At 70.2% G+C, this 12748-nt stretch carries 11 protein-coding genes and 1 pseudogene; 8 read left to right on the forward strand and 4 right to left on the reverse strand.

Going from position 1 to position 12748, the window contains the following annotated elements; genetic code table 11:
* The first annotated feature begins 51 nt into the window (after positions 1-51).
* The 3 genes from ACFZDJ_RS26680 to ACFZDJ_RS26690 all read left to right on the forward strand — a co-directional run bounded on the left by ACFZDJ_RS26680 (position 52) and on the right by ACFZDJ_RS26690 (position 3548).
* Entirely contained in the window at positions 52-669 is a 618-nt protein-coding gene (locus ACFZDJ_RS26680) for a restriction endonuclease (RefSeq protein WP_391062221.1), read from the forward strand.
* A gap of 225 nt (positions 670-894) precedes the next feature.
* Complete coding sequence (locus tag ACFZDJ_RS26685; protein ID WP_384923695.1) at positions 895-2796, forward strand: AMP-dependent synthetase/ligase; 1902 nt, start codon at positions 895-897, stop codon at positions 2794-2796.
* 365 nt (positions 2797-3161) lie between these two features.
* Positions 3162-3548 (forward strand): putative Ig domain-containing protein, encoded by a 387-nt coding sequence (locus ACFZDJ_RS26690; RefSeq protein WP_391062223.1) that lies wholly within the window; start codon positions 3162-3164, stop codon positions 3546-3548.
* A gap of 204 nt (positions 3549-3752) precedes the next feature.
* Here the strand turns inward: ACFZDJ_RS26690 and ACFZDJ_RS26695 are convergent, their stop codons facing one another.
* Together ACFZDJ_RS26695 and ACFZDJ_RS26700 are read right to left on the reverse strand one after the other, a co-directional pair.
* Positions 3753-5576, reverse strand: coding sequence for an ATP-binding protein (locus ACFZDJ_RS26695; RefSeq protein WP_391062524.1), 1824 nt, complete (start codon positions 5574-5576; stop codon positions 3753-3755).
* Positions 5577-5617: 41 nt separating this feature from the next.
* Positions 5618-6310 (reverse strand): response regulator transcription factor, encoded by a 693-nt coding sequence (locus ACFZDJ_RS26700; RefSeq protein WP_385383941.1) that lies wholly within the window; start codon positions 6308-6310, stop codon positions 5618-5620.
* Positions 6311-6560: 250 nt separating this feature from the next.
* On the opposite strand from ACFZDJ_RS26700, the gene ACFZDJ_RS26705 reads away from it, so the two are divergent.
* A complete protein-coding gene (locus tag ACFZDJ_RS26705; protein WP_391062226.1) occupies positions 6561-9557 on the forward strand; it encodes a glycosyl hydrolase in 2997 nt (998 codons plus the stop codon).
* A gap of 16 nt (positions 9558-9573) precedes the next feature.
* Here the strand turns inward: ACFZDJ_RS26705 and ACFZDJ_RS26710 are convergent, their stop codons facing one another.
* Positions 9574-9726: a hypothetical protein gene (locus ACFZDJ_RS26710; protein WP_391062229.1), complete on the reverse strand. Its 153-nt coding sequence runs from the start codon at positions 9724-9726 to the stop codon at positions 9574-9576.
* A gap of 41 nt (positions 9727-9767) precedes the next feature.
* The gene (locus tag ACFZDJ_RS26715) at positions 9768-10499 is read right to left on the reverse strand and encodes a leucine-rich repeat domain-containing protein (protein WP_391062231.1); all 732 of its coding nucleotides are present in this window, start codon (positions 10497-10499) and stop codon (positions 9768-9770) included.
* On the opposite strand from ACFZDJ_RS26715, the pseudogene ACFZDJ_RS26720 reads away from it, so the two are divergent.
* From ACFZDJ_RS26720 to ACFZDJ_RS26735, 4 genes and pseudogenes are all read left to right on the forward strand, one after another.
* Positions 10499-10552, forward strand: a pseudogene (locus ACFZDJ_RS26720) (hypothetical protein); the annotation flags it as partial. The gene ACFZDJ_RS26715 and the pseudogene ACFZDJ_RS26720 sit on opposite strands and share 1 nt — an antisense overlap.
* Positions 10553-10662: 110 nt before the next feature.
* Positions 10663-10767, forward strand: a complete 105-nt coding sequence (locus ACFZDJ_RS26725; RefSeq protein ID WP_390935700.1) for a CbrC family protein — start codon at positions 10663-10665, stop codon at positions 10765-10767.
* Positions 10768-10980: 213 nt separating this feature from the next.
* Positions 10981-11637, forward strand: a complete 657-nt coding sequence (locus tag ACFZDJ_RS26730) for a sigma-70 family RNA polymerase sigma factor (protein WP_391062234.1) — start codon at positions 10981-10983, stop codon at positions 11635-11637.
* Positions 11630-12571 (forward strand): CU044_5270 family protein, encoded by a 942-nt coding sequence (locus ACFZDJ_RS26735; RefSeq protein ID WP_391062237.1) that lies wholly within the window; start codon positions 11630-11632, stop codon positions 12569-12571. Before ACFZDJ_RS26730 ends, ACFZDJ_RS26735 begins: the two co-directional genes overlap by 8 nt.
* Positions 12572-12748 lie beyond the last annotated feature (177 nt).

Raw genomic sequence — 12748 nt, forward strand, 5'->3', positions numbered from 1 at the left:
CGGCGCACCCGGCGGCCGAGCAGGCGTCAACAGCAGGCAGAAGCAAGGCTGTTGGGGTTGGTAGCGGCTTCGGTCGCCGCTGTCGCGCTGGTGGTGGCGTTGGTCCAATGGCTCGCGGACCACTGGTGGGTGGCCGTCGCCGCCGCGGTGCTCGCCGGGCTCGGGTGCGCCGGTTGGCTGCGCCTGCGCCGGGATCGTGCGCACTGGCAGGAGGTACGAGCGCGCGGGCTGCGGTACGCGATCGCGCAGCTGGACACATTGCACCACCAGGAGTTCGAGCAGGCGATACGGGAGCTGATGCGCCGGGACGGCTGCCCGGACGCCGCCCGGGTCGGTGGGCGCGGTGATCTCGGCGCGGATGTGAAGGCGACGGATCCGTTCGGGCGGCGCTGGGTGATCCAGTGCAAGCACCGTCGCGACGGGGAGCGCGGAGTGGGCACGCCGGACCTACAGGTCCTCAACGGCACCGCCCGTCCCGTGCACCTGGCCGACGTGGCGGTCATGGTGACCAACGGGCGGATCACCACGCCCGCCCGGGACTTCGCCGAGCAGCAGCGCCTGCACCTCGTGGACCGCCGGTTACTCGCCTCCTGGGCGGCCGGATCGCAGCCGCTGTGGGAGCTGCTGCGGGCGTTGCCGCCGCCCCGCAGACCGTCCGCTCCGTCCTGACCGGGGGTGAGCGCGCGCCGCGCGACCACCCCTGCCCGCCCGCGCACGGAGCTCTTCCATGACCGACTCCCGAGCGCGGGAGGTCCCTGATCCGACCGTAACCTCATCGGTAGACGAACTGCTGCCTGAATCCGGCACAGTCGTGGTCGGACTGGGCTAGATTCGTGAATCCTCGGCACCGGAGCCCCTCGGTGGGGTCATGTCGGGGAGAATTCTGGAGCGGCGATGCACGCGTTCGAAAATCCTTCACCGGCTGCGACTGTGATGCAGGGTGGACTCGCCGACAGCCTCTTCGAAACGGCTCGCCGTGAGCCGGATCTGCCACAGATCGCGCGTCGTCTCGACGACGATCCTGGCATCTGGACGACGGTGACCGCGGCCGAGCTGTGGGACGAAGTGGTCGACCTGGCCCGGGGGCTGGTCGTGTCCGGCCTGCGCCCGGGGAACCGGGTGGCCGTCATGGCACGTACGCGCTACGAGTGGACCGTGCTCAGCTACGCGCTGTGGACGGTGGGCGCCGAGGTCGTGCCGATCTACCCGACCTCGTCGCACGAGCAGGTCGCCTGGATCCTTCAGGACGCGGGCTGTGTCGCCGTGGTCGTCGAGGACGAGCAGGGCGTCATGACGGTCGGCTCGGCGTGCGCGTCGCTCCCGTCACTGCGCCACGTCTGGCAGTTGGACACCGGGGCCCTGGCGCAGCTGGTCAAGCGGGGCCGGGCGATCCCGACGACGACGGTGGACTCACTTCGCCGCATCGTGCTGCCCGACTCGACCGCGGTCATCGCCTACACCTCCGGTACGACGGGGCACCCCAAGGGCTGTGCCCTCACCCACCGTAACCTCGCCAGCCCCTGCGACACCCTCCTCGAGGGCTGGAGACACACGGCTGCTCCCCCCGGTGAGCAGCCCGCCATCCTCGCCTTCCTGCCCTTCTCGCACGTGTACGGCATCATGGTCCAGGGGCTCTGTCTGCGGGGCGGCATCCTGCTGGGGCACGAGCCCGATCTCAGCGAGGAGACGCTCTCCGCGGCGCTCCTCTCCTTCCGCCCGACCTATCTCTACGCCGTTCCGTTCGTCTTCGAGAAGATCTACAAGAACTTCCTGCGTACCGCGCAACGGACGGGCCGTGGCGCCCTGTTCGAGCGTGCCGTCCAGACGGCGAAGGACTTCGCCGCGGCCGCCGAACGCCAGCGACTGGGCACCGGCCCCGGCCCCGGTTTCGACCTGCGCCTGCAGCACACCCTCTACGAGAAGACCGTCTACCGGAAGCTGCGGGCCACCCTGGGGGGACGTGTGTGCGGCGCGGTGTCGGGCGGCTCCCCGCTCAACCGTGAACTCGCCCTCTTCTACGCGGGCATCGGGATCGTCGTCCACGACGGCTACGGGCTCACCGAAACGAGCGGCGGCATCACGGCCCAGCCCGTGGGGCGCGAGAAGTTCGGAACGGTCGGCCGCGCCCTGCCCGGTACGGACATCCGGGTGGCCGAGGACGGGGAGATCATGGTGTGGGGGCCCTCGGTGTTCCAGGGCTACGTCAACGATCCCCCGTCGACGTACGCCGCGTTCCAGGACGGCTGGCTGGCGACGGGCGACCTCGGGCGCCTCGACGCCGAGGGGTATCTGGCCATCACCGGCCGCAAGAAGGACGTCATCATCACGAGCGGCGGCAAGAGCGTGGCTCCCGCGGCCCTCGAAGAGCGGCTGCGCGTCCACCCGTTGATCCATCAGGCGGTCGTCGTGGGAGACAACCGGCCGTGTGTGGGCGCCCTCATCACCCTTGATCCCGACTTCCTCGCGCACTGGCGCGGAGCCTGGTCCAAGGGGGGCGCGTCGGCACGGGACGCACGGGAGGAGAACGAGCTGCGGGAGGAGGTCAGACGCGCCGTCGCCGCGGCCAACAGCGCTGTCTCCCGCTCCGAGTCCATCCGCGTGTTCCGTGTTCTCTCCGAGCCCTTCGACCAGACCAACGGCCTGCTGACCCCGTCGATGAAGCTGCGCCGGGACGCCATCTCACGGCGTTTCGCCGCCGAGATCGACGCGATGTACCAGACCTCGTCGAGGGTCCCGCGGGAGTACACGCCGAGCGAGCCCTCGATCTGGGACGATTCCGACAACGTATTCCGGTGACGAACTCCGCATCGGCCACTTCCCACGGTCGGGAGGTGGCCGTGCCACCTCCGTCCGGCGACACGTGGCCCGCCGGCCCGACGGTCACGCCGACGGCGCTGGTCGCCTCGACGGCAACCTTCTCCGTACCGACCACCAAGGCCGCCGAATAGCGGCTGCGACGGCGAGGAAGCCGGCCCGGCCCTGGCGGACGCGAAGACGAGGAAGACGGACGACGCCGCCCCGAGGGGCCACCAACGTCCGGTGCCGGGCCCTGACCCGCTGCATGACCGGCAACACCGACCACGCGGGCGCCCGCACCGGTGTCTTGCAGGCCGCGGCCGGCCTGTTCGGGGTGAGCGGTGACGCGTACGAGGCCGTCGGCGATGCCGAGCAGCCCCGCCTACTCCGCCGTCGGCCTGCCCACCGGTCTGTCGATCGCCCCGGTCACCGGGCTGATCCCCGGCACGCCGACGACGGCCGGTGCCTTCACACCGGCCGTCTCCATCGAGAACTCCGCGGCCGTCGACCTCGTCCACGACCGTATCGGCGGACAGGTCATCAGCCGGGTCAGCGAGGACGGCATCGCGCTGCTAGTGAAGGACTTCGTCCGGGACGCCGGCACGGAGCTGCACGCGACCTGCACCGTCGACGCCTCCGCACTCCCCACCGACGACACTCAAAGGCTCCGCGTCACGGACGACACCCCCGGCATCGTCACCGTCGCCCCCGGCTACCCGGACAGCCGGAGCCTGACTTTCCGACCCTCGTGACCTCTCTGCGCCTCTTCCACTTCTTCCGCGGCGCGGGACATAGGTGCGTCCCGCGAGCGACCGCAGGGGCGTGACACGGATTCTGGCCCCCGGCATCCTGGTGGTGTTCATGTGACCACAGTGCTCCCAGGACGTCGGGGCAACCAGATCCCTCCTGTGAGGAGGAACGCGGATCCTGGTACCGCCACCACCACCCTGCGCAGGTCAGGGGTCCTCCTCCGCGTCAACCGGAGCGTCGGTGCCGGGCAGCCTCAGGGTGAACACCGAACCGGCGCCGAGTTCACTCGCCACCGCGACGGTACCGCCGTGGGCCGCCACGAGCTGGCGGACGATGGACAGGCCGAGCCCACTGCCGCCGGTGCGGCGACTGCGGGACTTCTCGGCCCGCCAGAACCGGTCGAAGACGCTGGGCAGATCCTCCGCAGCGATACCGCTGCCGGTGTCGGCCACCTCGAGGACGACCTGGCCTTCCTCCTCCCGGGCGGAGAGGATGATCGTGCCGCCGTCCGGTGTGTGCCGGATCGCGTTGGACACCAGATTGCCGAGCGCCTGCCGCATCCGCACCGGATCCGCGTCGAGCCAAGGAGTCCCGTTCCCCGCCGGCGCGGACGTCCCGTCCGTCCCCGTGCGCAGCCCGATGCCCGCCGACTCCGCGCCCACCCGGTGCGCCGCCGCGACCTGTTCGAGCAGCTCGTCGGCGCGGACGGCCTCGCGGTGCAGCGTGAGGGTGCCCGCGTCGGCCGCCGCGAGGTCCTGGAGATCGTCGATGACCCGCTGGAGGAGCACCGCCTCCTCGTGCAGGGAGGCGAGCAGTTCCGGATCGGGGTCGACGATGCCGTCGCGGGTCACCTCCAGCCAGCCGCGAATGTTGGTGAGTGGGGTGCGCAGTTCATGCGCGATGTCGCTGACCATCGCCTTGCGCTGGGCCTCCATCCGTTCCCGGCGCTCGGTCAGCTCGTTGAACGCGACCGCCAGGATGCCCGTCTCGTCCCGGGTGGTGACGGGCACCCGTACATGCTGTTCCAACGGCTGCTGGGCGGCCTGCGTGAGCGCGCGCAACGGGCGTACGAGACGGGTGGCGACCAGCGCGGTCACGGCCACGGTGAGGGCCAGCACGAGACCGGTGACTCCGACGACCTTGGCCTTGTTGGCGTTCGACATGTCGAAGTGCGGGACGGCGCTGTCCCCCGTGCCCAGGAACAGCTCGGCAACGGGCGCGACATCGGGGTCGAGCTGCTCGCGACGCGCTTCGGCGAGACACTCGTTCCCCTTCGCCTCGATCGCCGTGGGATGGCCGCCCGGGCTCTCCCTCCCCAGGGTGAACTGCGGCTGCGGGGCCTCGCTGGAGAACTCCAGCGAGATGAACCCCTTCTCGCGCAGAGCAAGGTCCTTGCGCCGCAGACATGCCTCGGTAAGGCTCGTCAGCCTGGCCACCGCTGTCTCCTCGGTGTGGGTCAGGGTGTTGAGCTGTCCGTCCGCGCACACTTCGGGCACGATCGAGTTCGGGAGAATCCCGTTCGCGTCCGACAGGACGGGCCGACCGCTCGGCGTCCAGGTGATCGTGGTGTCGACGCCGTTGCGCGCGGCGCACTTCTGCCGCAGAGTCGCCAGCTTGCCCAGCCGTGCCCGCTCCAGGGGCGTGAGCCGGTAGGGCCCCACCGCGCGCGGGTCGACGCCGTTGAGCTGGGCGCCGGGCTCCGAGTAGGTGTCGGTGTGCAGGGGGTCGACGGTGGCGGCGGCCCCGGGCGGCAGGGCGGTGCGGGACTTGGCGGAGTCGGCGATCGGCGTACGGTCCGCCGTCGTCAGCGCGATCCGTCGCCCGGTGGCGGCCGACAGCCGGCGCACGGTGGCCTGGACGCCCGACCAGCTCGGGTGGGTGGCGGCGTATCCGCTGAGTTGCCGGAGGATGTCCGTGTCGTCGGCGAGGGCCTGTCCCTGCTCCTCCTGGATGGCGCGGGTCGTCGTCTGCACCGCGAGCCACGCCGTCGCTGCCACCGAGCAGAGGGCGATGAGCACCGAGGTGATCATCAGCCGTACGAGCAGCCTCTTGCGCAGCGGTATGCCGGAGCTCACCCGCGCCCACCGCTGAGCTTGTACCCGACGCCGAACACGGTGAGCAGCCGCACCGGTCTGCGGGGATCGGGCTCGATCTTCTTGCGCAGGTTCATGATGTGCACGTCGATGGCCCGTTCGGTGGAGGCCCGGTCGATACCGCGGGTGCACTGGAGCAACTGTCGCCGGGAGAAGACCCGCTCGGGCTCCGCGGTCATGGCGCGCAGGATCTCGTACTCGCCGGGGGTGCACTCCACGCGCGCGCCGTCGCAGTGCACCTCGTGCCGGACCGGGTCGACGGTGATTCCGGCGGCCCGTACGGACCGGTCCTGCTCGTCGGCCGGGCGCCCGCTGCGCCGCAGGACCGTGCGGATACGGGCCATCAGCTCGCGCGGGCTGTACGGCTTGGTCATGTAGTCGTCGGCGCCGAGTTCCAGGCCGAGCAGGACGTCTTCCTCGGCGGAGCGGGCGGTGAGCATGAGGACGGGGATGTCGTCGTCCCGGCGCAGCACCCGGCACACCCCGAAGCCGTCGATCACCGGCAGCATCAGGTCGAGGACGACGAGGTCGGGCTTGTGCCTCCGTACCTCGTCGAGCGCGGCCCCGCCGTCGTGGACCACGGTCGCGGTGTGTCCCTCCTGAAGCAGTGAGCGGCGTATCAGCTCCGCCTGTTTCTCGTCGTCCTCAGCGACCAGCACATGTGCGCACACGCGGCCGATAGTAAGCGCCTGCGCCCGGGAAAAAGGGAGGCGAGAGGGTCTTCCCACACCCTGACAACTTCCTGATGTCCGCCTGCGAAGCTCACGCACGCCACCTGACGCGACTGTGGTCGAAGGTGTGCACGGATCTTGACGCTCTCCGATCCGGGGCCGTAGCTTCCCGAAGGATTTAAACGATTCAAAAGCGTGGGCCCCGAAGGGGTCCTGTTTGTGCTGCCCTCCGAGAGAGTGGACGAGATCCATGAGCAACGTCACCCCGGCCCGCAGCTCGGGGCTCCCCCGCCGCGCTCTCCTCGGAGCCGCCGTCGCCACGGCCGCGGCCGGTGCGTTCGACTGGAGCCTGCCCGCGGTGGCGAGGGCTTCGACCGCCGTCGGGCCGCCCTTCGCGACGCCCGGGCGCGCCGTGCGGCCGAAGTTCCGCTGGTGGTGGCCCGACGGCCTCGTGCAGCCCGACGAGATCAGACGGGAGATCGACCAGATCGCCGACGCCGGTTTCGGCGGGGCCGAGATAGCCGCGGTCCATCACAGCGTCACGGACCCCTCGGTCCTGGACACCGCGCGGCACGGCTGGGGCAGCGCCGCGTGGGTGGCGGGAGTGGAGGCGGCACTGGGCCAGGCGGCCCGGCGCGGCCTCACCGTCGATCTGACCATCGGCCCCAGCTGGCCGGCGGCGGTCCCCGGCATCACGCCGGACGGCGAGGCGGCGGTCAAGGAACTCGCCTACGGAACGGCCACGTTGACCGCGGGAAGCGTCTACTCCGGTCCGGTGCCGCCCCCGGTCCACGCCGCCGCCGCCGCGGGCGTGACCCGGCAGCGGTTGCTCCTGGTCCAGGCCGCCCGGGTGAACACCGCGAACTCCACCCGCAAGGAGACGGGGCTCGACCTGGACTCGGTCCGGGACCTCACCGGCGCCGTCACCGACGGCACGCTCACCTGGACCGCGCCCGGCGACGGCAGCTGGGTGATCGTCTCCTACTGGGTACGCGGTTCCGGACAGACTCCGGAGGGCGGCCCGCACACCGCCCCGGCCGCGTACGTGGTCGACCACTTCAGCCCGGCCGGCACACGCGCGGTGACCGACTTCTGGGAGTCCCACATCCTCTCCCCCACCGTCCGGCGCCTGCTCAGGGTCTCCGGCGGGGCGCTGTTCGAGGACTCCATCGAGCTGGAGACCGACGGGCTCCAGTGGACGCCCGGCCTCCCGGACGCGTTCCTCGCCCACACCGGCCGCTCCCTGCTGCCGCTGCTGGCTGCCGTGATCCTCAATCACGGCAGCCAGGTGTTCGCGTTCGACGCCGCCGTCACCCGGCAGATCCGGCACGACTTCTGGGAGACGGTGTCCGTCCTCTTCAACCGGCACCATGTGACGGCCCTGCGCACCTGGGCCCACTCCCTCGGCCTCGAACTGCGTTCCCAGCCCTACGGTCTCCAGACCGACGCGATCGCCTCGGCCGCGCTCCTGGACATCCCCGAGGGCGAATCCCTCGGCTTCAAGAACCTCGACGACTACCGCTGTCTGGCGGGCGGCCGGGACATGGCGGGGCACACCGTGTTGTCCTGCGAGGCGGGCGCCTACGCCGGCGGCGCGTACAACACGACCTGGCAGAAGTTCCTGCGCACCATGGGCGGCGCCTACGCAGCGGGAGTCAACCAGACGGTCGTCCACGGCTTCTCCTACGCCGAGCTGCCGGGCGTGAACTGGCCCGGATACGCCGCCTTCACCCCGTACAAGGGGACGGTCGGCTATGGAGAGTCCTGGGGCCCGCGGCATCCGACCTGGCGGCACGTCGCGGACGTGTCGGGGTATCTGGGCCGGGTTCACCACGTGTTGCAGACCGGCCGTCCGCGCGTCGACGTCGCCGTGTTCCGACAGACCGGGTACACCGCCACCGGCATCGGCGCCTCCTGGTTCACCGCGACGGGCATCCCCCTGGGCTGGACCCACCAGTTCCTCAGCGGGCCGCTGCTCGACCTGCCCGCCGCCACCGTGCGCCACGGGCGCCTCGCACCCGAAGGCCCGGCGTACAAGGCCCTGTTCGTCGAGGGCGACTTCTTCTACGGCTCCACGGTCACCCTGGCGCTGTCCGACGCCCGCGCCCTGCTGCGCCTCGCCCGCGCCGGACTGCCCGTCGTGCTGCTCGGCGCCTGGGACACCGTCGTGCCGCCCGGTGTCCCGGACAGCGGCGAGAGCGACGAACTGCGTTCCGTGGTGGCCGAGTTGCTGGCCCAGCCGCTGGTCCGCCAGGTCGTCGACAAGTCGGCCGTCCCCGCCGCTCTCGTCGACCTCGGGGTGGCGCCCGACGTCCGGTACGCGGCCTCGTCGACCCTGCTCAACGCCCATCGTGTGGCCGACGGCGTCGACTACTACTACCTGTGCAACGGCAAGCACGCCGAGACCGTCAAGCCGCCGGTGGCCGCGATCGACCACGAGGTCACCCTGCGCCGCACCACCGCGGGCGCCGTGCCCTACCTCCTCGACCCGTGGACCGGAAAGGCCGAGCGCCTCGCCCGCTACACCGAGGACGGCGACACCGTCACCGCTCGCGTCACCCTCCAGCCCGCCGAGACCATGATCCTGGCCCTCGGCCGCCCCGGGCTCTTCGGCGACCGCGCCGGCAGCCGTCCGCACGCGGTCGACAGCGAGGCGGACGAGGTGCGCTTCACCGACGCCGGACTCGTCGTCCGGGCGGCCGCGGCAGGCACGTACAGCACCGCCCTCTCCTCCGGCCGCACCGTGCGGACGACGGTCAAGAGCGTCCCCGCGCCGCTGGATCTCTCCTCCTGGCACCTGTACGTGCAGGACTGGCGACCCGGCGACACGGCTTACCGCACCACCGTCGTCGAGCACGAACTCACCCTCGGCACGCTGCTGCCCTGGTCGCAGATCACCGAACTCGCGGACGTCTCCGGAATCGGCCGCTACCGCACCACGGTCACCCTCGACGACGGCTGGACCGGCGACCACGGAGCCCGCCTGGAACTGGGCACCGTGACCGACACCTGCCGTGTGACCGTGAACGGCCACCGCCTTGACCCCGTAGACCAGATCCATCCGGTGGTGGACCTGGGCGACCTGCTCAGGCGCGGGGTCAATGTCATCGAGGTCGAGGTCGCCACCCCGCTCTCCAATCGGCTGCGGGTCAGCGACCCCGCGGTCTACGGCGGTACCGCGCGTCAGGCGTACGGGCTGCTCGGGCCGGTGCGGCTGGTGCCGTACGGCGAGGCACGGATCGACTGACCACACCGCGGTCCTGTCACCCGGGGCCGTCCTCGATGCCGGTGAAGCTGAGGACGCGGAGTTGTCCGAGCTGGTGAGCGGCCGCATCGGCGCCGTACTCGACGTCACCGAACCCGAACCCGAACCCCTCCCCGCCGACGCCCTCGGTGCGGCGGGCGGGCCTGGTCAAGAGCGCCGGAGCGGTTCGACCGGGACCGGGTCGTCTGCCGGTCAGTCCCAGTCGGCCGAGGGTTGGCCGACCCGGCCGCCTGTGTGCGCTGACTGGACGTAACCCTCGGGTGGCAGGGGAAGTGCGGCCACGCACTGCGCCGAACACGCGTTGACCAGCAGGGGCAGAACGTCCGTGGCCACCCGCAGCGAGATCCACACCGGGTGGAGCCCGCCGAGCTCGACCGCTCGGTCACAGACGCTGCATGAGGAGATGGCTGTCGTGCCCCAGCGGCGTGGATCCAGGTCGTCGGTATCGAGTCCGACGACCGAACTCCCGGCAGACTGCAGCCGCGGAAAGGGGGGCCGCAGCTTGTAGTTGCCGAACAGAGTGCGCGTACTCACCGTGCTCCTGGTGAGCCTCGTGCATCTGGTGATCTCGTACGGGAACCAGTGCAGTCGGTAGGAGGTGTACGGGGTGAACTCCTCCAGGCTGGTCATCGCCCCGATCTCGGGTGGGACGCGGACGAGGTTGCTGCCGTAGAGCATGAGGTGCTTGACCGCCGTCAGCTTGGCGATGGTCGGCGGCAGGGTGACGATCTGCCGCCGTTCCTGGGGGCTGAGCTCGACGAGCGGACGGAACTCCTCCCGGCCGTCGGCGGCCGCCTCGTCGATGAGCGCGAGCAGATGCTGCCAGCCGGGGGCCGAGGTGTCCTGCAGTTCGGTGTGGAAGCCGACGCGAGCGCGCGGATGGGCACTCGACTTACCCAGCGGATTTGGCGGTAGGAGACACAATGTGCCTCTGTTGCGGGCAAGCACGCGGATGCATCTACCCAGGCCCCGTCTACTCCATCGACGACCTCGCCGATCGGCTCTGCCCGTGGTGCATCGCCGACTGCGGTGACGGCGCGGCGTTCTCCGAAAGGAGGCCGGCGGTTGGGGATGACCTCCGGACGAAGTGGAGCATCACCTCAGCACTTTGGACAGGGACGGCCAGCCCACCGCCTACCTCTTCCGATGCCGCGTCTGCGCAACTCACCTCGCGTACTCGGACCTTACGTAGGCCTGTCGTTCAGCCCCTTCAGGGAGTGACGTAGTCGCACCGCGAGGTGCTCGACGCGATCGGCCGGTCCCCGCGGCGAGCCGACCACACCGATCCCTCTCGCATGTGGCTCACGTCACACCGCAGACGTGGAACTCGTGCGAGGCCATCGGCGAACCACTGGTGTCCACGCGAACGACTTCAAGGGAAGTACATGAACCGAAGAGGCAACTGGTGACGCTCTCGCCGGACATCGGCGCCTGGCATGGCACCCGGGACGACAACGAGCCTGCCTCCGACGCCTTGGTCGTCAAGGAGTCCTGGGAGACGCCGGACGTCTTCGCCGTACTCTTCGACCGCCACGCCGGCGACATCCACCGCTATGTGGCCAGACGGCTGGGTGTCGATGCGGCCGATGATCTGATGGCCGAGACGTTTGTGATCGCGTTCCGGCAGCGTCGTCGCTACGACCTCTCTCAGGCCCAAGCACGTCCATGGCTGTACGGCATCGCGACCAACCTCGTCGGACGCCACCGGCGAGCCGAGGCCCGGCGCTTGCGTGCGATGTCACGTGCGGCCTCCCTGGCATCCAGCGAGGAGAGCGACGAAGGCGAGCCCATGGAGGACCGAGTCGCCGAGAGAGTCAGCGCCGAACGCTCCTCGGCAGCGCTGGCGGGCGCGCTCGCCAGGTTGCCCGCCCGCCACCGTGACGTGCTGCTCCTCGTCGCCTGGGGTGACCTCGACTACGCGGAGACCGCAGAGTCCTTGGGCATTCCCATCGGCACCGTGCGCTCACGCCTGCACCGGGCACGTGCGCAACTACGCAAGACAGCGGGCACCCAGGATGCCCCCTCCGCGGCTGCACTCCAAAAGGAGCACGATCATGGATGACCTCACTGAGCTGCGGGCATGGGAAGCCGACAACCTCCAGCTCACTTCACAGGCACGCGCTGCGGCTCGGGCCCGCCTGCTCGGCGCCATCGACCATGAAACGCGTCAGAGCACGAGAAGCCGACTCTCCCGACGCCTCGCTCTGCGCGGCGCGTTCGTCGGCGCTGCCGCCGCAGCCGTGGCAGGTATCGCCGTCGCGGTCACGAGAGACGGCGACAATGAGGGCACGCCGAACCTCACCATGCTCAGCGCAGCCCAGATCCTCCAGAAGGCCGCAGACGCCTCAAGAGCCGACCGCAGCCGGCTGCCCATCCCGCGCGACGACCAGTACTTCTACACCAGGACCTACATCGCACGGACACCCTGGAAGGGCGGCAGGACACGCACCTGGACGGACGAGAGTTGGATGTCGGTCGACGGCTCCAAGCCCTCTCTCCGGCAGGAGTACGGGAAAGTCCACCACGACCCGCCGCTCAGTAAGCATGAAGTGCGGTGGCCGCCCACCGTCTACGCCAAACTCAAGAAGTTGCCCACAGACCCTGACAAGCTCCTCGAAACGCTCCGCCACGGACAGAAGAGCACTCCGCAGACGGACCGAGACGCGTTCTTCGACGCATGTCTGCTCATGCAGGGACCGCGGGTGATGCCGCCAGGGCTTCAGGCTGCCGCGTTCGGGGCACTCGCCGGCATCCCGCGGGTGCGTGTCGACCGAGATGAGGTGGACATCCTCGGCCGCCGCGGAATTGGGGTGTCCTACCCGGGCATCGACTTCACTTTCCTCTTCGACCGCGACACCTACGTATATCTGGGCATGCGGCTGAAAGGCAGCACAGTCAAGCTGGTGCACGGTCAGTGGCAGGAGACCAACCCGTATTTCGAAACGAAGGGCCTCCAACAGATCGCCGTGGTCGACCGCATTGGCCAACGCCCCTAGGAGGTGCCTGGCCGATCACGGTTCACGGTGCGCACGTCCAGGGTTGATGGTCGGTGCAGTCCCCTAGCCTGCGCTGATGACCACCGCTGAGTCCGGAGCTTTCTCGAGTGTGCGCGTTCTGCGGGCCAGTCGGGATTTTGGGGATGCCGAGGACGGGCAGGCTCGGCGCGAGGCTGA

The organism is Streptomyces sp. NPDC007896 (assembly GCF_042959425.1).
Lineage (GTDB): Bacteria > Actinomycetota > Actinomycetes > Streptomycetales > Streptomycetaceae > Streptomyces.